Source organism: Cryobacterium sp. N22 (genome assembly GCF_002929555.1).
Taxonomy (GTDB): Bacteria; Actinomycetota; Actinomycetes; order Actinomycetales; family Microbacteriaceae; genus Cryobacterium.
Genome location: NZ_PJJP01000015.1, coordinates 1 through 25,674 on the forward strand (window position 1 = coordinate 1; position 25,674 = coordinate 25,674).

General features: G+C 67.9%; 24 protein-coding genes and 1 pseudogene. 18 read left to right on the top strand and 7 right to left on the bottom strand.

Annotated elements, in window-relative coordinates:
* Window positions 1-112: 112 nt before the first annotated feature.
* Window positions 113-610 (bottom strand): hypothetical protein, encoded by a 498-nt coding sequence (locus CXY76_RS00865; RefSeq protein WP_104162391.1) that lies wholly within the window; start codon window positions 608-610, stop codon window positions 113-115.
* A gap of 146 nt (window positions 611-756) precedes the next feature.
* Here CXY76_RS00865 and CXY76_RS00870 point away from each other — a divergent pair, with 146 nt between their 5' ends.
* The gene (locus CXY76_RS00870) at window positions 757-1,542 is read left to right on the top strand and encodes a 1-acyl-sn-glycerol-3-phosphate acyltransferase (RefSeq protein WP_104162392.1); all 786 of its coding nucleotides are present in this window, start codon (window positions 757-759) and stop codon (window positions 1,540-1,542) included.
* A gap of 71 nt (window positions 1,543-1,613) precedes the next feature.
* Here the strand turns inward: CXY76_RS00870 and CXY76_RS00875 are convergent, their stop codons facing one another.
* Window positions 1,614-2,165, bottom strand: a complete 552-nt coding sequence (locus CXY76_RS00875) for a flavin reductase family protein (protein ID WP_104162393.1) — start codon at window positions 2,163-2,165, stop codon at window positions 1,614-1,616.
* A 70-nt stretch (window positions 2,166-2,235) separates the two neighbouring features.
* Between CXY76_RS00875 and hisD the strand changes: the two genes are divergently transcribed.
* From hisD to CXY76_RS00890, 3 genes are read left to right on the top strand one after another with little or no spacing between them, the layout of a single operon-like run.
* Window positions 2,236-3,555, top strand: a complete 1,320-nt coding sequence (gene hisD / locus CXY76_RS00880) for a histidinol dehydrogenase (protein ID WP_104162394.1) — start codon at window positions 2,236-2,238, stop codon at window positions 3,553-3,555.
* Window positions 3,556-3,568: 13 nt separating this feature from the next.
* Window positions 3,569-4,054: a transcriptional regulator NrdR gene (gene nrdR / locus CXY76_RS00885; protein ID WP_104162395.1), complete on the top strand. Its 486-nt coding sequence runs from the start codon at window positions 3,569-3,571 to the stop codon at window positions 4,052-4,054.
* Between the two features lie 2 nt (window positions 4,055-4,056).
* On the top strand, window positions 4,057-5,112 hold the full coding sequence (locus tag CXY76_RS00890) for a quinone-dependent dihydroorotate dehydrogenase (protein ID WP_104162396.1): 1,056 nt from the start codon (window positions 4,057-4,059) through the stop codon (window positions 5,110-5,112).
* A gap of 44 nt (window positions 5,113-5,156) precedes the next feature.
* Here the strand turns inward: CXY76_RS00890 and CXY76_RS00895 are convergent, their stop codons facing one another.
* Window positions 5,157-6,206, bottom strand: coding sequence for an App1 family protein (locus CXY76_RS00895; protein ID WP_104162397.1), 1,050 nt, complete (start codon window positions 6,204-6,206; stop codon window positions 5,157-5,159).
* 309 nt (window positions 6,207-6,515) lie between these two features.
* On the opposite strand from CXY76_RS00895, the gene CXY76_RS00900 reads away from it, so the two are divergent.
* The 5 genes from CXY76_RS00900 to CXY76_RS00920 all read left to right on the top strand — a co-directional run bounded on the left by CXY76_RS00900 (window position 6,516) and on the right by CXY76_RS00920 (window position 10,470).
* Window positions 6,516-7,082: a TetR/AcrR family transcriptional regulator gene (locus CXY76_RS00900; RefSeq protein ID WP_233199496.1), complete on the top strand. Its 567-nt coding sequence runs from the start codon at window positions 6,516-6,518 to the stop codon at window positions 7,080-7,082.
* 160 nt (window positions 7,083-7,242) lie between these two features.
* Entirely contained in the window at window positions 7,243-8,121 is an 879-nt protein-coding gene (locus CXY76_RS00905; RefSeq protein WP_104162399.1) for an ABC transporter ATP-binding protein, read from the top strand.
* Entirely contained in the window at window positions 8,118-8,795 is a 678-nt protein-coding gene (locus CXY76_RS00910) for an ABC transporter permease (RefSeq protein ID WP_104162400.1), read from the top strand. Before CXY76_RS00905 ends, CXY76_RS00910 begins: the two co-directional genes overlap by 4 nt.
* Window positions 8,792-9,505, top strand: coding sequence for an ABC transporter permease (locus CXY76_RS00915; RefSeq protein WP_104162401.1), 714 nt, complete (start codon window positions 8,792-8,794; stop codon window positions 9,503-9,505). Before CXY76_RS00910 ends, CXY76_RS00915 begins: the two co-directional genes overlap by 4 nt.
* A 41-nt stretch (window positions 9,506-9,546) precedes the next feature.
* Window positions 9,547-10,470: an ABC transporter substrate-binding protein gene (locus CXY76_RS00920; RefSeq protein ID WP_104162402.1), complete on the top strand. Its 924-nt coding sequence runs from the start codon at window positions 9,547-9,549 to the stop codon at window positions 10,468-10,470.
* Between the two features lie 76 nt (window positions 10,471-10,546).
* On the opposite strand, the gene CXY76_RS00925 is transcribed toward CXY76_RS00920, so the two are convergent.
* Window positions 10,547-12,880 (bottom strand): hypothetical protein, encoded by a 2,334-nt coding sequence (locus tag CXY76_RS00925; protein ID WP_146073327.1) that lies wholly within the window; start codon window positions 12,878-12,880, stop codon window positions 10,547-10,549.
* Between the two features lie 460 nt (window positions 12,881-13,340).
* On the opposite strand from CXY76_RS00925, the pseudogene CXY76_RS19570 reads away from it, so the two are divergent.
* From CXY76_RS19570 to CXY76_RS00945, 4 genes and pseudogenes are all read left to right on the top strand, one after another.
* Window positions 13,341-13,691, top strand: a pseudogene (locus CXY76_RS19570) (glycosyltransferase family 2 protein); the annotation flags it as partial.
* Between the two features lie 588 nt (window positions 13,692-14,279).
* Complete coding sequence (locus CXY76_RS00935) at window positions 14,280-15,008, top strand: glycosyltransferase family 2 protein (RefSeq protein WP_104162432.1); 729 nt, start codon at window positions 14,280-14,282, stop codon at window positions 15,006-15,008.
* Window positions 15,009-15,014: 6 nt separating this feature from the next.
* Window positions 15,015-15,434 carry a DUF2304 domain-containing protein gene (locus tag CXY76_RS00940; RefSeq protein WP_104162404.1) on the top strand — a complete coding sequence of 140 codons (420 nt, stop codon included), beginning with the start codon at window positions 15,015-15,017 and terminating at the stop codon, window positions 15,432-15,434.
* Between the two features lie 143 nt (window positions 15,435-15,577).
* Window positions 15,578-17,152, top strand: a complete 1,575-nt coding sequence (locus CXY76_RS00945) for a DUF2142 domain-containing protein (RefSeq protein WP_158253815.1) — start codon at window positions 15,578-15,580, stop codon at window positions 17,150-17,152.
* Window positions 17,153-17,187: 35 nt separating this feature from the next.
* On the opposite strand, the gene CXY76_RS00950 is transcribed toward CXY76_RS00945, so the two are convergent.
* On the bottom strand, window positions 17,188-18,141 hold the full coding sequence (locus tag CXY76_RS00950; protein ID WP_233199497.1) for a M56 family metallopeptidase: 954 nt from the start codon (window positions 18,139-18,141) through the stop codon (window positions 17,188-17,190).
* Window positions 18,142-18,194: 53 nt separating this feature from the next.
* Window positions 18,195-18,575, bottom strand: coding sequence for a BlaI/MecI/CopY family transcriptional regulator (locus CXY76_RS00955; protein ID WP_104162407.1), 381 nt, complete (start codon window positions 18,573-18,575; stop codon window positions 18,195-18,197).
* Window positions 18,576-18,667: 92 nt separating this feature from the next.
* On the opposite strand from CXY76_RS00955, the gene CXY76_RS00960 reads away from it, so the two are divergent.
* From CXY76_RS00960 to cydC, 4 genes are read left to right on the top strand one after another with little or no spacing between them, the layout of a single operon-like run.
* Window positions 18,668-20,077: a cytochrome ubiquinol oxidase subunit I gene (locus CXY76_RS00960; RefSeq protein WP_104162408.1), complete on the top strand. Its 1,410-nt coding sequence runs from the start codon at window positions 18,668-18,670 to the stop codon at window positions 20,075-20,077.
* Window positions 20,078-20,086: 9 nt separating this feature from the next.
* A complete protein-coding gene (gene cydB / locus CXY76_RS00965) occupies window positions 20,087-21,091 on the top strand; it encodes a cytochrome d ubiquinol oxidase subunit II (RefSeq protein ID WP_104162409.1) in 1,005 nt (334 codons plus the stop codon).
* 20 nt (window positions 21,092-21,111) lie between these two features.
* Window positions 21,112-22,770, top strand: a complete 1,659-nt coding sequence (gene cydD / locus CXY76_RS00970; protein WP_104162410.1) for a thiol reductant ABC exporter subunit CydD — start codon at window positions 21,112-21,114, stop codon at window positions 22,768-22,770.
* Window positions 22,763-24,541, top strand: coding sequence for a thiol reductant ABC exporter subunit CydC (gene cydC / locus CXY76_RS00975; RefSeq protein WP_104162411.1), 1,779 nt, complete (start codon window positions 22,763-22,765; stop codon window positions 24,539-24,541). Before cydD ends, cydC begins: the two co-directional genes overlap by 8 nt.
* Here the strand turns inward: cydC and CXY76_RS00980 are convergent.
* Window positions 24,513-25,166 (bottom strand): DedA family protein, encoded by a 654-nt coding sequence (locus CXY76_RS00980; protein WP_104162412.1) that lies wholly within the window; start codon window positions 25,164-25,166, stop codon window positions 24,513-24,515. The genes cydC and CXY76_RS00980 overlap by 29 nt on opposite strands.
* 109 nt (window positions 25,167-25,275) lie before the next feature.
* Between CXY76_RS00980 and CXY76_RS00985 the strand changes: the two genes are divergently transcribed.
* A complete protein-coding gene (locus tag CXY76_RS00985; protein ID WP_104162413.1) occupies window positions 25,276-25,647 on the top strand; it encodes a hypothetical protein in 372 nt (123 codons plus the stop codon).
* Window positions 25,648-25,674: the final 27 nt, after the last annotated feature.

Consider the following 25,674-nt stretch of genomic DNA (forward strand, 5'->3'; position numbering starts at 1 on the left):
CACTGACACTGCACCCGCCCGCGGACACACCCGGCCCCACACATCCGCGAACCGTGAGAAAAGCCCCAAAACTCGCCAAATTCTGGGGCTTAACTCACGGTTCGCGAGGCTGCTAGCGGCGGATTTCTACCATCAGCACCCAGGCGTCGAGCATGGAGCCGATGATGGTGAGAATCACCCCGGCCGCGACCAGGTAGACGCCGCCGGAGGCGCCGGTCACGATGAGCAGCAGGGCGCCCAGAACGAAGGGGAGCAGCTGGATGGCGGCGAGCGGCAGATAGACGGCGAGCGAGTATCGCGGGGTCGCACTGTTCCGGGTCCGGTGGCTCAGGGAGACAGCGTGCAGCCAGGCCGCCGGTACGACGGCGACGAGCACCTCGACGCCCAGGAGAGGCCCGGGCTGGCCGGGCACCAGAAGCAGGCCGCCGGTCACCACCACCAGCACGAGGGAGCCGACGGCGGCCGCGGCCCGCGCCGGCAGACCGGGGAGTGCGAGGATCTCCCGGATGTTCACCGAGATCGCCACCATGACGAGGCCCGCCAGCGCCGCGGCGGCACCCGCCATGGCCACGGCGAAGTCACTCCAGCCTGCCGTCACGCTCTCGTCCATGGCCGCCTTCGCTCGGATGCCCACACGATAGCGCGACCGCCCAGATTGTCATCAGCCCGGCGGCGCCCGCGGACCGGGCACGGCGCGGGACAAACGGCCCTCCGTGTGACCAGCAGGTTGACAGCCATTGGTCCTACGCTGGGTGCATGAGAAGGCGCAGCGGGGAACCGATCTACAGCACGGCGATTACGGCGGGTCGCACAGTTTTCGGGGTCTTCAGGCTGCGGCCGGCGGTGACCGGCCTCAGCAACCTGCCGGATGCCGGGGGAGCGGTGCTCGCCATCACCCACTTCGGCTACGCGGACTTCGCCCTCGTGGAGTGGATGACGTGGCGAAAGAACCGCCGGCACATCCGCTTCATGGCCAAGAAGGGCGCGTTCGACAAGCCCGTCGTCGGCTGGCTGTTGCGCGGGATGCGGCACATCAACGTCGACATGACGGCCGGGGCCCAGGCCTACGCCGACGCGGTGCGGGCGCTCAACTCCGGCGAACTCGTCGGGGTGTTCCCCGAGGGCGGCGTGAACGCGTCCTTCACCGTGCGCGACCTCAAGACCGGCGCCGCGCGGATGGCCCAGGAGGCCAGGGTGCCCATCGTGCCCATCGCCGTCTGGGGCGGCCACCGGCTGCTCACCAAGAACCACAAGCCGTCACTGCGAGAGGCCTATCGCACTCCGGTCGCGTTCGCGGTCGGCACTCCGGTGCACGTGGGCGCGGAGGACGACCCGCAGCAGGTCACCCATCGGCTGCACGGCGTGCTGCAGGAGCTCGTTGACGGCCTGCAGGCGCGCTACCCGGAGCCCGGAGCCGGGCGCTGGTGGCAGCCCGCCCATCTGGGCGGAACCGCGCCCACCCCGGCGGAGGCCGCCGCGACGGAGGCGGAACGACAGCGACGCAAGGCGGCTGCCCGGGCGGCCGCGACGCCGACGGCCTGAACCGAACCTCAAACCGGGCAGCAGACCGCCCTGCCTGCTGAGCGTTCCCGGCCTCCCAGGGGCCTGACCGGCTAGAGCGTTTCGCCCAATGCCCGGTACCGGCGTTCGTGGTAGATCAGTGCCTCGTCGTCCTCGCCGAGCCCGCCGCCCTCGATCTGCACGACGACGACAGCCGAATTGTGCACGGTCACGCGCTCCACGATGCGTCCGACCATCCACGACGTCACGTTGTTGAGCACGGGCAGCCCGAACGGCCCCACCCGCCAGTGATCGCCGACGAAGCGCTCGGTGTTTGGTCCGGCGAGCCGCTCGGCCAGGGTGCGGTTGCGCAGCCCGAGCAGGTGGATGACCACGCGCTCTGTTTCGTTGATGGCCGGCCAGGAGCTGGCCGACTTCGCCATGTTGAAGGTCGCCAGGGGCGGCACCGCCGACATCGACGCCAGGGACGTCGCGGTGAATCCGACGGGCTTCCCCTGCGCGTCCAGCGCGGTCACCACCGAGACGCCGGCCGCATGGCGACGAAACGCGTTCTTGAACGCGGCCAGGTCGCCAGGGGCGTTCGGGTCGGTATCGAGGGGCGGGGAATCGGGGAGACCCGCCGGTGCGGTGGTGCGTTCGCTCATAATGGTGCCAATCGTTTCACCAATCAGCCTATTCCCGTGCGAGCGCCGTTCTTGGATAAGCTGGGAGGACATGATTCAGACGATTGACCTTCGAGGAACGCGGCCTGCTCCGGCCGAACTTTTGGCCTCGGTGCCCCGGGCGCTCACCAGCGTCACGGTCGCCAGCGACGTCGCCGCCGAACTGATCGATGATGTGCGCGCCCGAGGCGAACAGGCCCTGCTCGACCAGGCCGAACGCCTCGACAGGGTGCGCCCCGAGCACGTTCGTGTTCCCGCCTCCCACGTCACCGAGGCCCTCGCGGCCCTCGACCCGGATGTCCGCGTCGCGATCGAGGAGACCATCCGCCGGGTGCGCCTGGCCAGTGCCGCACAGGTGCCGCCCCTGGTGACCACCACCATCGCCGACGGCGCCGAGATCGTGCAGCGCTGGCGCCCCGTGCAGCGCGTCGGCCTCTACGTGCCCGGCGGCAAGGCCGTCTACCCGTCAAGCGTTGTGATGAACGTGGTGCCCGCGCAGGTGGCCGGTGTCACCTCCATCGCCCTCGCATCCCCGCCGCAGAGCCACTTCGATGGACGGGTCCACCCCACCATCCTCGCGGTCGCCGGCCTCCTCGGCGTCGACGAGATCTACGCCATGGGCGGCGCCGGCGCCGTGGGCGCTTTCGCCTACGGCGTTCCCGGCCTCGGCCTGGACCCCGTGCAGCTCGTCACCGGCCCCGGCAATGTCTACGTCGCCGCCGCGAAGCGTCTCGTGCGCGGTGTCACCGGGATCGACTCCGAAGCCGGACCGACCGACATCCTCGTGATCGCCGACGCCGAGGCCGACCCCGCCTTCGTCGCCGCCGACCTGGTCAGCCAGGCCGAGCACGACGAGCTCGCCGCCGCCGTGCTCGTCACGGACTCCGCCGAGCTCGCCGGTGCCGTCGAAGCGCTCCTGAACGACCTGGCCACCACCACCACGCACGCCGAACGGGTCACCGCCTCGCTGGGCGGCAGCCAGTCGGCGATCGTGCTGGTGGACGACCTCGAACAGGCCGCAGCGTTCAGTAACGCCTTCGGCCCCGAGCACCTCGAGATCCAGACCGAAGACCCCGACGCCGTCCTCGGCCAGATCGACAATGCCGGCGCCATTTTCCTCGGCCCGTACGCCCCGGTCAGCCTCGGCGACTACGCCGCCGGTTCCAACCACGTGCTGCCCACCGGGGGACAGGCGCGGTTCTCCGCGGCCCTCGGCGCATACACCTTCCTGCGCCCCCAGCAGGTCGTGCGCTACACCCGGGAGGGCCTCGCCGGCGTGGCCGACCACATTCTCGCCCTGTCCGCCGCGGAGGCGCTGCCCGCCCACGGTGACGCCGTCAGCGCCCGATTCACCACACCCGCGGAACGGTAGGCTCGTAAGCACAATGTATTGCCCGTTTTGTCGCCACCCAGATTCCCGCGTCATCGATTCCCGCACCAGCGACGACGGGCTCTCGATCCGCCGACGCCGGCAGTGCCCGGAGTGCGGTCGCCGGTTCAGCACCACCGAAACCGCCAGCTTGAACATCATCAAGCGCAGCGGCGTGGTCGAACCGTTCAGCCGCGAGAAGATCGTCTCCGGCGTGCGCAAGGCCTGCCAGGGCCGCCCGGTCACCGACTCGGACCTGGCCATGCTCGCGCAGAAGGTCGAGGAGACCATCCGCCAGACCGGTGCGTCCCAGATCGAGGCCAACGACATCGGCCTGGCCATCCTCGCCCCGCTGCGTGACCTCGACGAAGTGGCCTACCTCCGCTTCGCCAGCGTCTACCAGGCGTTCGACTCGTTGGACGACTTCGAGAGCGCGATCGCCCAGCTGCGCACCGAACACGCGGCCGCCGCGACGGAATCCGACCCCGAACCCGAACGGTAGCCGTGTACCCCACCCTCTTCAAGCTGGTGCTCACCCGGATCGACCCCGAACAGGCGCATCACCTGGCCTTCGAGGTCATCAGGTGGCTGCCGCGCCTCGGCCTCGGCCCTCTCGTGCACAGGTTCACCCGACCGCGTACCGACATCGGGGTGGACACCCTCGGCCTGCACTTCGACTCACCTTTCGGCGTCGCCGCCGGGTTCGACAAGGATGGCCACGCCGTCATCGGGCTGGGCCGCCTCGGTTTCGGGCACGTCGAGGTCGGCACGCTCACGGCCATCGCGCAGCCCGGCAACCCCAAACCGCGCCTGTTCCGTCTCATAGCCGACCGCGCCGTCGTCAACCGGATGGGCTTCAACAACGGCGGCGCCGAAGCGGCCGTCGCGCGCCTGCGCCAGGTACGCAGCACCCCCAACCGTCCGGTCCTGGGTATCAACATCGGCAAGAGCCGGGTCACCGCGGTTGAAGACGCCACGGCCGATTACCTGGTCAGCACGGTCGCCCTGGCCCCCCTCGCGGACTACCTGGTGGTGAACGTGAGCTCACCCAACACCCCGGGCCTGCGCGGCCTGCAGGAGCTCGACCAGCTCGCCCCGCTGCTGCGGGCGGTGCAGGAGCAGGCCGGCGATACCCCGCTGCTGGTCAAGATCGCACCCGACCTCACCGACGACGAGGTGACCCGCATCGCCGGCCTCACCGTGGAACTCGGCCTGGACGGCATCATCGCCACCAACACCACCATCAGCCGGGAAAACCTGCTGACCGACCCCGCCGTCGTGGCCGCGGCCGGCGCCGGCGGGCTCTCCGGCGCGCCCTTGAACGACCGGTCGCTCGCCGTCCTGCGCCTCATTCGGGCCAGCGTTCCTGCTGAGCTGTGCGTCATCTCCGTCGGCGGAGTCGAGACCGCGCAGCAGGTCGCCGAGCGTCTCGACGCCGGCGCCACCCTGGTGCAGGGTTACACGGGCTTCCTCTACCGGGGGCCGCTCTGGGCTCGCCAGATCAACCGAGGGCTCGACAGGCTGCTCGCCGGTCGCGGCACCGCCCCGGTCCTCTCCTAGGCAGCACGCCGGGGCACGCGGGGCGTCTGCCCGACGTGACCCGGTCAGTCGATGGGGCCGGGCGCTCCGGGATCTTCGATGAAGCCCAGGTCGGCGAGCTGGGCCGCCAGGCTCGCACCATCAGGACCGTAGACCCAGAGCGGATCCGGCTTGGCCTCCGCGGCGTCCTTGGCCCTGCGGCCGGCCAGCACGGCCTCGCTCGGTGACAGCCGGCGGATGGCGACCGCGGCGACGCACTGCGGGAAGTCCTGCTGGAATTCGCTGTAGATCGCTTCGTCGTGCTGCCCGTCGTCGCCGATCAGGACCCACTTCATGTCGGGGAACTCGTGCGCCAGCCTGCGCAGGTTGTCGCGCTTGTGCTCACGGCCGCTGCGGAACAGCCGGTCGTGCGTGGGTCCCCAGTCGGTGAGCAGCAGCGCCCCGGCCGGGTAGAGGTTGCGGGAGAGGAACCTGCTGAGCGTCGGCGCGACATTCCAGGCGCCGGTGGACAGGTAGATGACGGGAGCGCCCGGTGTCGCATCGGCGAGGCGGTCCAGCAGCACGGCCATGCCCGGCGTCGGCACGCGAGCGTGCTCGTCGAGGACGAAGGTGTTCCACGCGGCCAGGAGTGGACGGGGCAGGGTGGTGACCATGACGGTGTCGTCGACGTCGGAGATCACGCCGGTGCGCACATCGGGGGCGACCACGAAGACCGGCGCGTCGACGCTTTCGGAGGCGTGCGTGTGCAGCTTGGCGTTGTGCCAGCCCGGCTCCAGGTTGACCTGCATGACGGTGTCGACGACTCCGCCGCGGTCGGCCTGAACCCGGTGCGCCTTGCCGCCGATGTCGATGGTGACCGTGACGTCGTTGACCGGCACGCTCGTGAAGCTCCGCCAGCCCCGGATGCTGGCGTCACGCTTGTCGTTTCGACGCCGTTTGCGGGTGGCGCCGGTTGACTTCACCGGTTTTGACAGCAGGACACGGCAGAGAATCCGCACGCGCTCCGTGGTGCCGTAACCGGTGTACGGGATGACGATCGGCAGGTGTCCGCGACGACGGGCGAACTTCTCCCGCTTGTCGTGAAGCCAATCCTCGATCCGCGCTGCTCGGTGCATTAAGCGCGCGGGGTCCAGGGGAGTGGAGGGCGTGGCGGGGGACTTTGACACACCTCAGTCTCTCATGCGCCGCGGTGCCGCCCGGCACAGTGCCGGGCCGGACCATCACCGACGCGACCCGCCCGGGGCCCACGCTCACGCTCCATTTGGGGGGTGCATTTCTGTGTCTGGGTGTCAGCCGGGGGCCCTAAGATTGTGACGTATATTCAAGGAGGACACGTGGCGCTGATTGACATATTCGGGGGAGACTCTGTCGCACAGGGACGGCAAATCCGCACCGAACCGATACAACAGCGCAGTGCCGCCAGGTTGACCGCACTTCTGGACGCCGCCGCGGAGGTCGTCGACGAGGTCGGTTTCGACCGCATCACGACGGCCATGGTCGCTGAGCGTGCCGGAGCCTCGATCGGCACGGTGTACCGCTACTACCCCGACCGGGTCGCCGTTCTCGAGGGACTGCGCGAACGCGCGGTGCAGCGCTTTCGTCAGCGTGTCGCCGACACCCTGAAGGAGACCCAGCCGGGCACCTGGTGGGAAGCCGTCGACTGCGGGATCACGGCTTTCGTCGAGCTGTATCGCGCCGAGCCGGGATTCCGCATCCTGCATTTCGCCGATCGTGAGCGCGCCGATTCCAGCGTGCCTGACGAACTGAGCTCGGGGTTCTTCGCCAACCAGATCGCCGGCGTCCTGTCGGAGGAATTCGGCCTGTCCGCCGGCCCCGACCTGATCTTCCGGCTCGAAGTGGCCGTTGAAATGGCCGACTCCCTGTTGTCGCGAGCCTTCACCTGGAACACCCAGGGTGATGAACGCTTCATCGCCGAATGCCGACGCATCATGCACGATTATCTCGTCGGCTACTACGGTCCGGACGCCTGACCTGAACCGTCGCCTCTGGCCCTGACGACGAACACCGGCAATCCACTTTGGATTCGGCTCCGAAGAATGGTTGGCTAGTCATCCGCACTTGCCCGCTTCTGTCGCCCCGCATCCGCGGGAGCGAGGGACGTCGAGCCCGCATCGAGGATTGAGCCCAGCCATGATCGAGTTCCGTTCAGTCAGCAAGCGCTTCCCCGACGGCACCCTCGCAGTCCAGGATTTCAGCCTGGTTCTGCCCTCCCACAAGACGACAGTGCTCGTCGGGTCCTCCGGATCGGGCAAGACCACCCTGCTGCGCATGATCAACCGCATGGTCGACCCGACCAGCGGGTCGGTCGAGATCGACGGCGAGGACATCGCCAGCCTGCCCCCGGTGAAGCTGCGCCGCGGAATCGGCTACGTCATGCAGAACTCCGGGCTGCTGCCGCACCGCACAGTTCTCGACAACGTCGCCACGGTGCCACTGCTGCGCGGCACGCCCAAGCGTCAGGCCAGGGCGGATGCCCTGGCGATGCTGGACACCGTCGGACTGGACCGTGCTCTGGCCGACCGGTACCCGAGCCAGCTCTCCGGTGGCCAGCAGCAACGCGTCGGCGTGGCTCGGGGACTGGCCGTCAACCCGAACATCCTGCTGATGGACGAACCGTTCGGGGCCGTTGACCCCATCGTTCGCGCTGAGCTCCAGCAGGAGTTGGTGCGGCTGCAGAAGGAACTGGACAAGACCGTCGTCTTCGTCACCCACGACATCGAGGAGGCGTTCCTGCTCGGCGACCAGATCGTCATCCTCCGGGAGGGCGGCCGCATCGCCCAGGTCGGGTCGCCGGCCGATCTGCTGGCGCGGCCGGCCGACGACTTCGTCGCCAGCTTCGTCGGCGCTGATCGTGGCCGACGGGTGCTGCACGTGGAACGCCACGGCGACGGGAACGTTGTCGTCGACAGCGACGGACGCCTGGCCGGGGTGCTGAACGGGGAGCCGGTCGCGGGCACCTCGGCGGGTTCCTCAGCGGGCTCGACACCGGGCGCCGAAGGCGACCGATGACCTGGGTGCTGGCCAATCTCGGCCTGATCTGGGCGCGCACCCTCGACCACGTGGTGCTGAGCCTGCCGCCGATAGTGATCTGCTTCGTGATCGCGGTTCCGCTGGGCTGGTTTGCCCGGCGCTACCGGGTGAGCCGCGGCATCATCCTGACCGGCGCCGGCCTGCTCTATGCGGTGCCCTCGTTGCCGTTGATCTTCGTGCTGCCCGCCGTGATCGGCACCAGCCTGCTCTCCCCGGTGAACGTGATCATCGCCCTGACCCTGTACGGCATCGCCCTCATGGTGCGGGTCGTCGCCGACGGTCTCGATTCGGTGGATGCCGACGTCCGCCAGTCCGCCTCCGCGATGGGCTATTCCACCTGGTCGCGGTTCTGGCAGGTGGAGCTCCCGCTGTCCGGCCCGGTCCTGCTGGCCGGTATGCGCGTCGTGGCGGTCAGCACCGTCAGCCTGGTCACCGTCGGTGCGGTGATCGGGGTGCAGAGCCTGGGCAGCCTCTTCACCGACGGCTTCCAGCGAGGAATCCAAGCCGAGATCATCGCCGGCCTCGTCGCAACGGTGGCCCTGGCGCTCCTCTTCGACGGGGCGCTGGTGCTCGCCGGTCGGGTGTTGATGCCCTGGACCCGACGGGTCGCGCCGCCGAAACCGAGTGTTCCCCTCGAGGTGAGCGCAGCATGAACCTCTTCGCCAGCGCCATCGCCTGGATCCTCGACCCGGCCAACTACGTCGGGCTCAACGCGATTCCGTTGCGTATCGGACAGCACCTGGTCTTCTCCCTCGTCACGCTGGTGTTCGCGTCGGCCATCGCGATCCCGCTGGGCTACCTCATCGGACACACCGGCAGGGGCCGCGGCCTCGCGGTGACGACGTCGGGAGGACTCCGGGCCATCCCCACCCTGGGCCTGCTCACCCTGGTCGCGCTCTGGGTCGGCATCGGCGTCGTCGCCCCCTACGTGGCCCTCACGGTGCTCGCGATTCCGCCCATCCTGGCCGGTGCGTACACCGGGTTCGAGGCGATCGACCGGCGCACCATCGACGCCGCTCGCGCCGTGGGCATGAGCGAACTGCAGATCGTGCGGAAGGTGGAGTTGCCCCTGGGCCTGCCCCTGCTGATCGGCGGGCTGCGCTCGGCCACCCTGCAGGTGATCGCCACCGCCACCCTGGCCGCCTACGTGGCCGATCTCGGTCTGGGCCGATATCTGTTCTCGGGGTTGAAAACCCGGGACTATGCCGAGATGCTGGGCGGGTCGATCCTGGTGATCCTGCTCGCGTTGGCGTTGGAGGGAATCTTTGCGCTGATCCAACGGTTTGTTGTACCGCGGGGTGTCTCAGGGCGCCCCGGCACAGCCCCCAAGCTTCGCACTGGCAGCAGCGCAGCCGCACGGTGACACATCTACCGAATCATCGGTACCTGAGGAAGGACAACAGCATGTTCACAAACACACGAGGCCGGCTCGCGCTTGTCAGCGCGGTCGCGGTTGGGGCTGTCGTAGCCCTTGCAGGGTGTGCGTCCGGGGATCCCCTGGACGAGGGAGAGAGTTCGGCCGGATCCGACACGCTGGTCGTCGGTTCGCAGGACTACTACTCCAACGAGATCATCGCGGAGATCTACGCGCAGGCGCTGGAGGACGGCGGCTTCACGGTCGATCGTCAGTTCCGCATCGGGCAGCGCGAGGCCTACCTCCCCGAGATCGAGTCGGGCTCGATCGACGTGTTCCCCGAGTACAGCGGCAGCCTGCTGCAGGCCCTCGACGCCGATGCCGCAACCGGCACCGCCGACGAGGTCTACACGGCTCTGGAAGGGGCCCTGCCGGAGGGCTTGACCGTGCTCGACCGGGCCGAGGCCAGCGACCAGAACTCCTGGACCGTCACCCAGGCGTTCGCGGACACCTACGGCCTGACCGACATCGCCTCGCTGACCAAGGTCACCGAACCGATCACCGTCGGCGGCAACTCAGAGCTGGAAACCCGCCCGTACGGACCGACCGCCCTCAAGGAGAAGTACGGCATCGAGATCGCCGGCTTCACCCCCGTTGAGGACAGCGGCGGACCGTTGACGGTCAAGGCTCTCGTCGACAACAAGATCCAGCTCGCGAACATCTACACGGCGGATCCCAACATCACCTCGAACGACCTCATCGCCCTCGACGACCCCGACAACCTGTTCCTGCCCGACAACGTCGTGCCGGTCGTCTCCGACAAGGTCGACGACAAGGCCGCCGAGATCCTCAACGCCGTCAGCGCAGCCCTGGACACCGACACCCTCATGGCCCTGAACGCCCAGAGCGTGAACGACCAGGCCGCCGCCGACACCATCGCGACGGAGTGGCTGACCCAGGAAGGCCTGATCTAGCCGCCTTCGCACACAAGAACGGCCCCGTGATCTTCACGGGGCCGTTCTTGTGTATCCGGCTGTTCGCCCAGCAGACCTAGACGGCCGGACCGCCCGGGATGTCGTTGAGCGTTCCCGGGCCGTCCACGAGGATGACGGGCTGCTTGCCACCGTTGATCGCCACGATCTGGTCCCACGAACCGATCGGACGTCGTGTCCCCGCCTCGATCACGTACACCGTGCCGTTGTCAGAGGTCTTCACGAAAACATGCTCGATGGGTGCCCCGCCGCCCTGGGGAAGCACCGCACAGGTACCACCGGTCAGCTCGGTCACCGGCATTCCATGAGTGACCCCGCCGGCCAGCGGGTAGATCCGATCGCCCGCGGCAAAATACTCGGTGGAACCGCAGCGCACGACGCGAGTCAGGCTCCCGGACGCCGCGGTGTAGGTGGCCAGTGACGCATCGGTCGCGTAGGCCCACGAATCGATCCCGAACGCCGACGTCGTCGTGAACGAGGCCACCGGAATCTTGCGAGTGGCGCCATCGACGAAGTAGATCGTGGCGTCCCCCGGACTGCGCACGAGCGATGCGCCAGGCAGATACGGCGACGCGAGCGGGATCGCGGATCGCGCATCCTGCGAAATCCACACGATCTGCGGAGCGGAACCGTTGTTCAAGGCGAGCAGCGTCGTCCAGGTCGGTACGCCACGAGCCGTGCCGGCCTTGACCCCGTAGACGGTCGTGCTCTCGGGCGAGATCACGAACAACGCACCGGCAATTGTTTCACCACGCGGCAGCCGGGCACAGGAGTCGGCCGACAAATCGGTGACCGGCAGGCCTGAGGCATCCGCTCCCTGCGCCAACTCGCGCAATGAGCCGGCAGCCGCGTAGTAGGCCTTGCCGTCGCACCGTACGGTCTGGGTCAACGCCGGGCCCGTGGAATACGAATCGAGCTGGGACTGCGGAACGGTCTTGAAACCGTTCGCACCGAACTCGCCCGCCAGACCGAACGAGGAGATCGGGAGCTTGCGGTTGAGCCCGTCGATGAAGAAGACGGTTGCCGAACTGGACGACCTGGCCAGGCTCATCGGGGCCAGCACGGCCTGGACGACCGGAAGCGCCGCCGCCGCCTGGGCGCTCATGGTGGCGATGTAGGGGACCGTGCCTCCGTTGAGGCTGATGACGGTCTCCCAAGCGGTGATCGCGAGACGACCGCCCGGTGACAGCATGTAGACGGTTCCATCGTTGACCACGAAGAACTTGGTCATCTCGCCACCCACCGGCAGCTTGCCCAGCTGGGCCGGAGAGAGGTTGATGGCCGCACCACAGGCGAATCCGTACGAGGTCACGAGCTCACACGAGGTGAAGCGATGCCGCACGCCGGCCTGGACGAGGGAGATATCGCCGGATCCCGCATCACGCACCAGAGTGGTCGCGAGAAGGGACGAGGTCGAGAAGCTGTCGAGGTAGCTCTGGGAAACGATCCGGAACGGGCCGAGCGCGCCGAGGCCGTTCAGCACGTCCATCGACGGAACGGCGTATTTCGTCGTTCCGGAGAGCAGGTAGATCGTGCTGTTCGATTCGGTGCGAGCGAAGTCGCCACCGCCCTGGGTGTTGCCGAACCAGTCCGTGAAAATACGGAAGAAGTTGCGGTTGCCATAGGTGGAGCAACCATCGCCGGTGCCGTACATGTTGGCCAATGCCGCACCGTTCGGCCGGTACGGGGTGTAGTTGTACAGGCCGGCGGTCGCCTGGTTCTCGATGTACACCTGTGAGGATCCGCACTCGCCATTGGGGTGCCACTGGATGGTGTTCGTCCGTCCGGCCTGAAAATTACGTCCGCTCGGTGTGGCCTGGTACTTCTTGTACTGGTACGCGGCGTTGTACACCTGGTTGAAGAACCCGTAGTAGACGGAGTCGCAGTCGGCGGTGTCCGGGCATCCGAACCCCGTGGCCTTGCGGTAGATGCCCGACGTGGGCGAGGTCGAGCTGACCAGCCCCTGCTCCTTCTCGAGCAAGACCAGCATGACCTGCGGGTTGATGCCGCAGAGAGAGGAAACCTGCCAGATGATCTCCGCCGCGCTCTGATTGGCCGGGCCCGGGTAGGCGGCACAGCCGGCCGCCCGTTGCGGCTGGTAGGACGAGTCGGCGCGATAGTCCTTGAGGCAGACGTAGCCGGAGCGGCAATTGGGCACCTTGGAATTGAGGAACGCCTGCACCTGTGCGACGCTCATGGTGTTCGAATTGTAGAACTGGGCGTCAGAGATGATGTTGCCGGGGTTGAAGTCGGCGGCCGAGGCAGCCTCCGCGCGGGACGGCGCCTGGGCGACCACCAGAAGCGGCGCAATCAGCACGGCGGCGATGATCGCCGCGAGGAGACCCATCCGGCGCCGAGCGCTCACCCGTAAGACATTCGGCGGACGGATCATGTGCGTTTCCCTACGTTGGCCAGCGCAATCAGAGACAGGTTCGGGTGGCCGCCCACAGGCAATCGCGTGCTCCCCCCAGCAGCTGAACGCGTGATACCGTTCAGTACTTTTACGTACTCTATTACACTGCATCGACCGCACCCCATCGACGACACTCCGCCGATGAGACCCCAGCTCGTGGGGCGCTGGCGGTAGACATGAGGTTGCAGCCGCGCGTCGCTGGATTTCGCGTCGTTAGACTGGTGCGTGAACTTCGCGGCGGCATGACCTGGGACCGCCGGAGAACCGATCGAAAGTCATCAGAGAGTCCAATCAGAATGCTATGCACATCTCCGCTGGTTCACACCGCTCGAAGCGTTGACGACGTCGCTCGTGCCGAGTCCGGACTACGCGCAGACGTTCACCGCTCATGACGGCGCCGAGTGCCCGGCAGAGCCAGGGCGTTTCTGTCGACCTCATGATGCCGTTCTACGGCGATCCGGCCTTGTTCACGCTTGCCGTGGACAGTGTCCGGGCGCAGTCGGACCCCGACTGGCGACTCGTTGTCATAGATGACCAGTACCCTGACGCCGCTCCCGGACAGTGGGTATCCGCCCTGGACGATCCACGCATCGTCTACCTCCGCAATGAGGTCAACCTGGGCGTGAGCGGCAACTTCAAAAAGTGCGCCGACCTGGCCACCGCGGATTTCACGACCATCGTCGGGTGCGACGATATCCTCCTGCCCAACTATGTGGCCCGGATCCGGCAGCTGGTTGAGGAATTCCCCGAGGCCGACTTCGTCCAGCCGGGAGTCCAGGTCATGGACGCGACCGGCCAGGACGTCCTTCCCCTCGCCGACAGGGTCAAGGGCTGGTATCGGCCTCGCGTGTCCGGGGCAACGCAGATCTCCGGTGAAGAACTGGCCTCGAGTCTCCTCGCGGGCGCCTGGACCTACTTCCCATCCATCGCGTGGCGCACCTCACGCCTGCACCAGCATGGCTTCCGGGACGACCTCGATGTCGCCCTCGACCTCGCCCTGCTCATCGACATCGTGGTGGCGGGCGGCACCTTGGTTCTCGACGACCAGCCGAGTTTCCGGTATCGCCGGCACTCCGGCAGCGTCTCCTCATGGAAGGCCGACGACGGGTCACGCTTCGTCGAAGAACAGCGCTACTTCGCGGAGTGTGCGGAGCGGATGACCGCACTGGGCTGGAAGCGTGCGGCGCGGGTCGCCTCGCGCCACTACTCGTCGCGGCTCAATGCCGTGACCCGGATCCCGGCGTCCATCACGGCCAGGGACCGTCAGGGCACCCGGGCACTCGTCGGCCACGCCCTGGCGATCACGCCCAGGGACAGCCTCATCGGGAGCGTCCCGTTCCCTCCGGCCGGAGCCAGTCCGGTGAGGCTCGCCCAAGACATGTCGTCGGTCCTGGCGCGGACCCTGATCGTCATGCCCGCCTTCAACGAGGAAGAGTCGGTCGGTGACGTCGTGCGTGAAGTCTTCTCCGCTCTGCCTGGGGTGCACTGCCTGGTGGTCAATGACGGGTCGGCTGACCAAACGACGGCCTTCGCGCGACGCGCCGGTGCCGTCGTCGCTGAACTCCCCGTCAACCTCGGAGTCGGCGGTGCCATGCGATTGGGCTTCAAGTACGCCATCGCCCACGGTTTCGACAATGTCGTGCAGATCGATTCAGACGGCCAGCATGACCCGTCGAACGTGCTGGCCTTGCTCGAGCGACTCGATGACGCTGACCTGGTGATCGGGGCCCGCTTCGCCGGGGTCGGCGATTACGAGGCCCGCGGACCTCGTCGGTGGGCGATGCGGGTGCTGTCCGTCATCCTCAGCCGGACTGCGCGCACCCCGCTGACCGATACCACCTCCGGGTTCAAGGCCTCAGGGCCTCGTGCGGTAGCACTGTTCGCTTCGCACTACCCGGCGGAATACCTGGGCGACACCATCGAGGCCCTCGTCATCGCTTCTCGCGCTGGCTGCCGTATCGAACAGGTGCCTGTCGTCATGCGGGTGCGTGCGGGGGGTCAGCCATCGCACAACCCGCTTCGAGCCGCCGCCTACCTCGGCCGCGCGTTCGTCGCTCTCTGTTTCGCACTCATCCGTCCGTCGCTGCCACTTCGACCTAAGGCCTGACCGCCCATGAGCATTTCCAGCTACATCATCAGCATCCTCGCCGCCCTCGCGACGCTGGGCGTTGTCATCGAGATGCTGCGCAGACGCCGCCTTCGCGAGCGCCACGCGCTGTGGTGGGTCATCGCCGGAGTCCTCGCTCTTGTCATCAGCGTCTTCCCTGACACGCTGACTTGGGCGGCCGCGCGCCTCGGAGTGGATGTGCCGACCAACCTCGTCTTCTTCGTGAGCATCGCCGTCTTGTTCCTCGTGTGTATTCAGCACAGCGCCGAATTGACCGATCTGGAAAGCAAGACCCGAACTCTCGTGGAGATGTCGGCGTTGCAGGATCTCCGCCTGCGCGAGTTGGAAAGTCGCGTGGATGCCGAAGACCTGCACGGTACCGTGACCAGTCGCGGAGACCGATTGGCTGATACCCAGGAGCTCTGACTCGAGCACTAAACTTCCCGGGACGGCGTGGAGAGCGACTACCGACGCTGTTTCGTCGGCACGGTATGGTCGGCACGGTATGGATGGCACGGTATGGTCGGCACCCCGCCGAACGGTTCAATAGATTCGGACACAGCAGCGGCATGAAGACAGCAGCAACCAGCGATATGCCCTCGGCACCCTTCGATCGGACAGGCCGCCGATGGCGGGTCTTCCTCACCAGTTTTGTGGTCATCCTGGCCCCTATGCTGCTGTGGGCCTTGGCCTCGCCGATGATGTCCGCACCCGATGAGGCGTCGCATGCCATTCGCGCCACCGCCGTCGCCCACGGGCAGGTCGCAAGTGTGCCCTGGGACCAGGACCCGTCCCTGGCTCGTGCGGAGGTTCCGCGGTACGTGGCCCACGCCCACGAACTCAGCTGCTACAAGTTCCGCCCGGATATCTCAGCAGGTTGCGTTCGCCCCGTCGAAGGCAATCCGACCGACATCGTGGTCACCGGAACGTCGGCGGGGCTGAACAGCCCCGCGTACTACGCGATCGTCGGGCTCCCGACGCTGGTGATGGACGGGACGCCTGCGCTGTACGCGATGCGAGCGCTCAGCGCGGCACTGTCCGCCGCCGCCTTGGCCGTGATGTTCATGCAGCTGATGCAGTTGCCCCGGTCCCGCTGGGTCATCGTCGCTGCCGCGGTCGCCGTGACGCCGATGGTGCTGTACCTCGGCGGGTCGATCAACCCCAACGGCGTCGAAGTCGCGTCAGCGGGGGCCCTGTTCGCCACCCTGGTCCTCACCCTGCAAACACCGGCCTCCAGGCGCCTCCTGTGGGAACGCGCCGCACTCGTGGTCATCTCGGCCGGGGCGCTTCTGAGCACGCGAAGCATCTCTCTGCTCTGGGTGCTCATCATCGTCGGAGCGGCACTTGCTTTCGCCAACTCGCGTGTCGTGGCGGGTCTGCTCCGCCAACCGGCGGCCTGGGTGGCCATCGGAGCATGCGCCATCGTCAGCGGCCTGACGGTCGCGTGGTACCTCGGCCTGGCCACCTTCGCCGAGCACCCCACGGCCAATACCGGCAGTAGCCCGACCATCGAATTCTTCACGATGGTGCTGCGTACGCTCGACTTCAGCGATGGTCTCATCGGGTTCTTCGGCTGGACCGACACACCGTCACCCAGCTTCAGCATCATCGCGTTCAGCTTCGGCATCGTGACCGTTCTGGTCGCCGCTGTGGCCTGGGGATCGCGGCGGGGGAAGTTCGCCGTTCTCGGCCTGGCCCTGGTCATGGTGCTGGTACCGGCGATTACGCAGGCCATTCTGATCAGTTCGATCGGCAGCATCTGGCAGGGTCGCTACATGCTGGCGATGATGATGTGCCTGCTCGTCGCCTGCGGCCTGGCGATCGACGATTCCGATCTGGGGCCACGGCCCACTGCGGGTGTCAAACGCTTCGTGATCACCCTGCTTGTCCTTCTGTCGATCGGGCAGGTGTTCTCGTTCGTCTCCACACTGCGGCGGTACATGGTCACGGTCAACGGCGGCATCGAGGCCATGTTCCTGTCACCGGGCTGGCAACCACCGGTGGGATGGCTGCTGCTCACGGCCGTGCTCGCCGCCGCCGTGACCGTGGCCGCGGTGCTCACCTACCGCACGGCATTCCGCGAATCCCGCACGGCGGTGGGCCCGCTCGAGGCCGCCAGGCCTGAACCGGTTCCGGCGGCATAGCCTCACGGGCGTTCCGGGGCACGAACCCCGGAGCGTCAGGTCGTGAGCAGCAGTGCCAGGGGCAGCACGACAAGGACGACGGTGGCGGAGAGCACCAGGGTGCGCGCTGCCGGGCTCAACCCGGGGACGTCGCCCAGCAGACGGCTCACCCGTGGCCCAACCAGGTCCGACGAGGAAGCGTCATCAAAGCCGCCCGCAGCCGCGAGCGGCGACTGGGTGCCGGATACCTCCGCCAGGTGGGCGGTGCCCACCAGCGCGATCGCCCGGGCCAGCGTTCTGTCGTCGACGGCCAGCCTGGCCTGGTCGTCGGCCATCATCTCCACCAGGAGGGCCACCGCGTTCTCGGCGCGGTTGGCGATGGGGAACCAGGGCAGGGCGCTGTGCCAGGACTTGAACGCCAGCAACACCACGTGGTGCTGCTGGCGCAGGTGGGCGCGCTCGTGTGCCACGACGCCACGCAGCTGGTCGGCATCCAGCAGGTGCAGCAGACCCCTGGACAACACCGTGGCCGACCGGGTGCCTCCCGGCAGGCAGTACGCGATCGGCGCGGCATGGTCGATGACCCTGGTGCCCTCGGTATCGAAGGGCAACGGGTCGCTGAGCAGGCCGATCAGGGTGTGGTGGCGGCGGCGCTGACGCTCGGCCCGGATGAAGGTGGCACTGAGGTTCAACAGAAGATGGGTCGCCAGGATCAGCGCCAGGCAGAGCGCCATCACACCCGCCAAGGTGGCGCCGGCGGGCAGGGTGCCCGCCACGACGTGACCGGCGAGGGCGCCGAGGGCGGACACCGGGGTGGCCCCGAACGGGATCAGGCCGAAGACCAGCAACGAGCCGATCATCGAGACTCCGCCGGCCAAGGCGATCGACTGCCACAGGGCCAGAGCCAGGCCGGGCGCGCGGGGCGGCCACTTCGCCCCGGCGAGCAGGATCGGAACGGGCCAGGCCAGGAGTACGGCCAACACCATCAAGGCCAACGCGGTAGTGAGCACAGGGCGCTACTGTTCTCGGCGAACTGTGCTCGGGCCGCGGGGATGCGCCGTCATCATTCCGGGGACGGGCCGATGCTCTCGAGCAGGGCGCGCAGGGTCTGCGCCTCCTGGGGGCTGACGTTGCCGATGAACCGGGCCAGCGTCGCCGTGCGGTCAGTCGTCGTGCCGAGAACCTCGTGCATGAGCTCGGCGGTGTGCTGCGCCCGGGAGCTCACGGCGGTGTACCCGTGCGGCCGGCTGTCGCGGTCGCGAGTGACGAACCCCTTACCCTCCAGGCGCGACAGCACAGTGAGCACCGTCGTCGTGGCGAGGGGCTTCGCCCCGGTGCCGGCGGGATCGAGCAGGGCGTCACGCAACTCGTTCGCGGTCAGCGGACGGTTGGCTGACCAGAGGATATCCATCAACAGTCTCTCCAGCACGCCCAAACTTCCCATGGAGAAGAGTTTATCCCGGCCGAATTGGCTTTCTACCGAACGTAGAATAGTAGTCTTCTACGACACGTAGAAAAACCGGTCCTGGAGGGCATATGAACGAGTGGCTCGATCCGTTACTCCTGTCTCGCTGGCAGTTCGGCCTGACGACGGTCTACCACTTCCTGTTCGTGCCCCTGACCATCGGCCTGGTCACAACGGTGGCCATCTTCCAGACCGCCTGGTACCGCACCGATAAGGCCAAGTATCTCCAACTCACCCATTTCTTCGGCAAGATCTTCCTGATCAACTTCGCCATGGGCGTCGTGACCGGCATCGTGCAGGAGTTCCAGTTCGGCATGAACTGGTCTGACTACTCCCGGTTCGTCGGCGACGTCTTCGGCGCGCCGCTGGCCTTCGAGGGCATCACCGCGTTCTTCCTCGAGGCGACCTTCATCGGCCTGTGGATCTTCGGTTGGGACAAGCTCCCCAAGGGCCTGCACCTGGCCACCATCTGGTTGACCACGGTGGGCAGCATCGCGTCGGCGTACTTCATCATCGCCGCCAACGCGTTCATGCAGAACCCCGTCGCCTACCAGATCAACGAGGTGAAGGGCCGGGCCGAGCTGACCAGCATCGGCGAGTTGCTCACCAACCCGATCGCCATCGCGGCGTTCCCGCACACGATCTTCGCCTGCTTCATGGTGTCCGCCGGGCTGATCATCTCGGTGGCCGCCTGGCACCTCTCGCGCAACCAGCACCTGGAGACCATGCGGCCCGCGCTGAAGTTCGGCCTGTGGATGATGGTCATCGCCGGAGCGCTCACCACCCTGATGGGCGACCAGCTGAGCCTGGCCATGGTGCAGGCTCAGCCGATGAAGATGGCCGCCGCCGAGGCGATGTACCACACGGCCACCGGCGCCAACGCGTCGTTCTCGATCTTCACCCTCGGCACCCCGGACGGCGTCAGCGAACTGTTCTCGATTCGCATCCCGTACCTGCTGTCGTTCCTGTCCACGCACACCTTCGACGGCACCGTGGAGGGCATCAACAACCTCCAGGAGCAGTATGTGCAGCTGTACGGGCCCGGCGACTACGCGCCGATCATCTGGGTCACCTACTGGTCGTTCCGCTGGATGATCGGACTCGGCATCGCGCACATCCTGGTCGCCGTCGCCGGCCTCTGGTTCACCCGCAAGGGCAAGAGCCCCCAGACCTGGATGTGGAAGATCGCGATCTGGTCGTTCCCGATGTCGCTGCTGGCGATGAGCGTCGGCTGGGTCTTCACCGAGATGGGCCGGCAACCCTGGCTGGTTTTCGGGCTGCTCAAGACCGCCGACGGCGTCTCGCCGAACGTCAGCGGGCTCGAGATCCTCATCTCCCTCATCGCCTTCACCCTGCTGTACGGCGCCCTCGCGGTCGTGGAATTCCGCCTCATCCTCAAGGCCGTCCAGAAGGGACCGGACGACGCTCCGGTGCCCGACCCGGTGTCCGGCGAAATCAAGCACACGACCACGGTCTACTAGGAGCTCACGATGGAACTCAATATCCTGTGGTTCTGGATCATCGCCGCGATGTTCATCGGCTACTTCGTCCTGGACGGATTCGACTTCGGCGTCGGCATGTCCCTGCCCTTCCTCGGCAAAGACGACACCGACCGCCGTGTCCTGATCAACACCATCGGCCCGGTCTGGGACCTCAACGAGACCTGGGTCATCGTGGCCGGCGCCTCCTTGTTCGCCGCGTTCCCCGAGTGGTACGCCACGATGTTCAGCGGGTTCTATCTGGCGCTGCTTCTGATCCTGCTGGCGTTGATCGCCCGCGGTGTGTCGTTCGAGTACCGGCACCAGCGGCCGGAGCTGAAATGGAAGAAGTCCTTCGACACCATGATCGTGGTGGGCTCCGCGGTGCCGGCCCTGCTCTGGGGCGTGGCCTTCGGCAACGTCGTGCGCGGCGTGCCGCTGGATGCCGACTTCAACTACATCGGCTCCTTCTTCGACCTGCTGAACCCTTACGCGCTACTGGCCGGGCTCACCACGCTGCTGCTCTTCTTCACGCACGGTGTGATCTTCGTCTCCACCAAGACCGAGGGCGACATCCGGGTGCGGGCCCGCTCCCTGGCGATCAAGTCGGGGCTGGTCACCATCGTCGTCGCCGCCTCCTTCCTGGTCTGGACCACGCTCGCCTACGGCACCCTCGCCTCCGGCATCCTCGCCGCCGTCGCGGCCGTTGCCCTGATCACCGCCTACCTGGCCAACCTGCGCGGCAACGAGCGCACCGCGTTCGGCCTGATGGCCGTGACCATCGGTTTCGCCGTGCTGACCCTGTTCGCATCGCTGTTCCCCGACGTGATGCCGGCCAGCAATGACGTGGCCAACAGCCTCACCATCGAGAACGCCTCATCCACCCCGTACACCCTGCAGGTGATGAGCTGGACAGCGCTGATCGCCGCCCCCGTGATCCTGGGCTACCAGGGCTGGACCTACTGGGTGTTCCGCAAGCGAATCGGCCGGTCCCACATCGAGGCCGCCGTCCACTAAGCCGCCGTACACTAAAACGAATGCGTCCTCTCGATCCACGGCTTCTCACCCACGCCTCCGCCGCGCGGTGGTTCCTCCTCGTCGGCGCGGTTCTGGGCCTGGCCCAGACCCTCACCGTCGTCGCCTTCGCCTGGTTCCTGAGCCAGAGCATCACCCTGGCCGTCGACGGCGCCTCGCTGGAGTCGCTCAGCGGCACCGTGGCCGCGCTGGCCGCGGTGGTCATCGTTCGGGCCGCACTGGTCTGGCTGCTCGAGGTCGCCGCGAACCGCGGGGCCGCGGCGGTGAAGAGCCAGCTGCGCACGGCGGTTCTGGGCCGGCTGGCCGAGCGGGGACCGGACTGGCTGGCCGGCCAGCAGTCCGCCCGGGTGGCAACAACGGTCACGAGCGGACTGGACGCCCTCGACAACTACTTCGCGAGGTACCTGCCCCAGCTGCTGCTGACGGCCATCGCCACACCGATCCTGGTGCTGGTGATGCTCTGGCAGGACCCGGCCAGCGGAATCACGGTGATCATCGTGCTGCCGCTGATCCCCGTGTTCATGATCCTGATCGGCCAGGCCACCCAGGTTGTGCAACGGCAGCAGTGGGATGCCCTGCAACGGCTCTCGGCCGGTTTCCTCGACGTGGTCGGCGGCCTGGCCACCCTGAAGATCTTCGGTCGGGACCGCCGCCAAACGGCGCGACTGACCAGCCTCACCGACGAGTACCGGGGTCGCACCATGAAGGTGCTGCGGGTGTCGTTCCTCAGCGGGTTCGCGCTGGAACTCGCCGGGAGCCTCTCTGTGGCCCTGATCGCCGTGTCGATCGGGCTTCGGCTCGTGGACGGGTCGCTGCTGCTAGGTGTCGGCCTGTTCGTGCTCCTGCTGGCCCCGGAGGCGTTCCTGCCGGTGCGTCAGGTCGGTGCCCAGTTCCACGCTGCGGCCGACGGTCTCGCCGCGGCCGAGGAGGTGTTCGCCATCCTCGACGACGATGCTGAACACCCGGAGCTGCCGGCCGGTCGAGCGGGGGAGGACACCGCGGCCGCCGCCATCCGGCCCCGCACCGGCAACACGCTCAGGTTCACCGACGTCACCGTCCGCCGCGGCGACACCGCCATCATCGACCGCCTCAGTGCCGATTTCACGGCCGGGCAGCTTAGCGTGCTGCGCGGTCCCAGCGGAGTGGGAAAGTCCACCCTGATCGGGGCCCTCCAGGGCTTCGTCGTCTACGACGGCCAGATCCGTCTCGGTACCGCGACCGTGAACCCCGACGACCGTCGGGACTGGCTCGCCTGGTCCGGGCAACGCCCCGGCCTGTTTTCCGGCAGCATCTCGAGCAACATCGCCCTCGGCGCCAGCGTGACCGACGAAGCCCTGGTCGCCACGGCACTCCGCTGGGCCGGTGCCGGCGACCTGGACCCCGCGCTTCGCCTGGGCGTCAACGGGGCCGGACTGTCCGGCGGACAATCCCAGCGGGTCGCCGCTGCGCGGGCAATGTACCGCTGCGTGGCCCTGGACTGTCCGGTCCTGGTGCTCGACGAGCCGAGTTCCGCCCTCGACGTCCAGGCGGAGGAGTCCCTCATCGAGGGCCTTCATACTCTGGCCGGCCAGGGCCGCGTCGTCATCGTCGTCAGTCATCGACCGGCCTTCGTTGCCGCCGCTGACTACGTCGTCCACCTGAACGAGGTCGCCCATGTCTGATCGTCGTTCGCCCTTCACCCTCGGTGTGTCGACGGCCACCCGGTCGGTGCTCCGGCTCGCCCAACCACCGGCGCGCCGCAGCCTGCCCGGCCTCGCGGCCGGTGTGGCCAGCGCCGCCAGCGCCGTGGCGCTCCTCGCGTGCTCGGCATGGCTGATCACCCGCGCCGCCGAAATGCCGCCGATCCTGTTCCTCGGCCTGGCCGTCGTCGGTGTGCGCGCCTTCGCCCTGTCGCGCGCGGCGTTCCGCTACCTGGAGCGACTCCTCAGCCACGATGCGGCGTTCCGCCAACTCGGGGCCCTCCGGCTGGGCATCTTCGCCCGGCTGCTGCCCCTGGCCCCCGCCGGGCTCTCCGGTACCCGCAGGGGCGACCTGCTCACCCGCCTGGTGCGGGATGTGGACGACCTGCAGGACCTGCCGCTGCGCGTCGTTCAGCCCCTGGCGACCTCCGGCCTGGTAGCCCTGTTCAGTGTGATCGGGGTCTGGTGGCTGCTGCCGTCGGCCGGGCTCACCCTGGCGCTCTGCCTGGTCGTGGCCGGCGTCGTCGGCACCCTCGCGACGGCGGCGCTGTCGGCCCGCTCCGAGCGCGCCCTGGCACCGCTTCGAGGCGCCCTCGCCGACGAGGTCCTCGAGGTCGTGGAGAACCTCGACGTGCTCACGGCCTTCGGTGCGCTCCAAACCCGACTGAACGAGCTCGCGGTCGTGGAGGGCAGACTGCGCAGGGCTTCGCTCCGCAGCTCCACGGGAGCCGGAGTGCAGGCCGCCGTGATCTCCCTGTGCGCCGGCGCCGCGACCGTGCTCGCGCTCATCTCGGCGATCCCGGCCCTGGGCTCCGGCGGCTTCTCCGGTCCCGCCCTCGCCGTGGTCGTGCTGATACCGATGGCCGTGTTCGAGGTCTTCGCCATGATCCCGCCGGCCATCAGCGCCTGGCGCCAGGTCCGTTCCAGCGCCGAACGGGTCGCGACGGCCGTGCCTGAGCAGGTTCCGGCCGAGATCCCGGCGGATGCCGTGCTGCGGGAGAACCCCGCGGCGACCGCCGCCGTGCCGCAGGCCGTTCCCCATGCCGTGCCGCAGGCAGGCACGGCGCGCATCGAACTCACGGGCTTGGGCGCCAGCTGGCCGGGAGCAGACCGTCCCGCGCTGGCCGGGGTCACCCTGCGACTGGACGCCGGTGACCGCGTGCACCTGGCGGGGGCCAGCGGCGCCGGCAAGACCACCCTCGCGCAGACTCTGGTGCGCTTCCTGGACTACACCGGGTCGTACCGGGTGAACGGGGTCGAAGCCAAGGAACTGGCCCCGTCCGACGTTCGGCGGGTCGTGGGCCTGTGCGAGCAACGGCCCTGGCTCTTCGACGACACGGTACGGCAGAACCTGCTCTTCGCGCGGGACACCGCCACGGACGATGACCTGCTCGACGTGCTCGCCCGCGTCGGCCTGGCCGACTGGGTCCACCAGCGCGGCGGGTTGGATGCCCGGGTGGGCGAACGCGGAGCACTCGTCTCCGGCGGCCAGGCCCAGCGGATAGCCCTGGCCAGGGCGCTGCTCGCCGACTTCCCGGTCCTCATCGTCGATGAGCCGACGGCCAACGTGGACACCGGACTCGGCGACGCGCTCGTGCGCGACATCCTGTCGGCATCGGCGGACGCCGGCCGTGCCGTGCTGCTCATCTCGCACACCCCGGTTCCGGCCGGGCTGATCACCAGCACCTACACACTCTCGGCCGGGTCCGGACTGAGGCGGGACCCTACTCCGGGGGAAGCTCTCGCTCCATGAACCGGGCCTCGCGACGCTTCAGCCAGCGCTTGACGATGACCACGGCCACGCCGAACGCCGCAATCGCCCCGACGAAGAGATAGCCCGCGAAGTGCAGCTGGTCTGAAACACTGCGATAGCCCTCGGCCGCGGCGGCGCCGACGCTCACGTAGGCCAGAGTCCAGAGCACGCAGGCGGGCACCGTCCAGGTGAGGAAGGTGCGATACCGCATGGTGCTCATGCCCACGGTGAGCGGGATCACCGAGTGCAATATCGGCAGGAATCGCGACAGGAACACGGCGATCCCGCCCCGCCGGGCGAGATAACGCTCCGCGGAGGCCCAGTTCTTCTCACCGATCCGCCGGCCCAGCCAGCTGCGCCGGATCCAGGGTCCGAACCGGCGGCCCAGGTAAAAACCTATGCTCTCGCCGGCCAACGCACCCAGGATGACCGCCAGCACCAGGGCGATGTACTCGACGGTGCCCTCCACCGCGGTGCTGGCCACGATCACGATCGTGTCGCCAGGGACCACCAGCCCGATCAGCACCGACGTCTCCAGGAGCATCCCCACCCCCGCGAGCAGGGTGCGCACGACGGGGTCGACGGCGCTCACGGCGTCCAGGATCCAGTTGAGTACGTCGTTCACCTGGCCAGCCTAAAGCGTGTCCGCGACCTCGTGTTGTGCGCCGCGTCGGCGCTGCTGGCCCGCGTTCTGGGCCCTGGTGGCGACCGGCCGTGCGGCAGGACACTGAACAGTGGCCAAATTCGCGAATTCCGGCGGGTCCCGGTACGTGACCAACGGGCTTCAACCGCGCCAGGCATTGCACCTGCTGTGGGCCGTCCCCGTGGCCATTCTCATCTGCCTGCCGGCATCGGCAGTGGCCGGACTATCGTGGTGCGGGATCAGCGGCTGCAGCGGTGGCGGCTACGGGCTCGACACGAGCGATGCCGGACTTGCGATCCGGGCCTGCATCTTCGCCGCCGTGGTGATGGCCATTCCCTTCGCGCTCATCCCCTGGCTGAAGCCCCGCACCGTGCGGATCGTTCTCGCCGTCCCGATCGGCGCCCTGTGGGGACTCCTCGTGGCCGTTGTCACCCACGGCATCTTCCCGTGGCAGATCGGCTGACCCGCGCATCCCGCAAGCCGGGGCCGG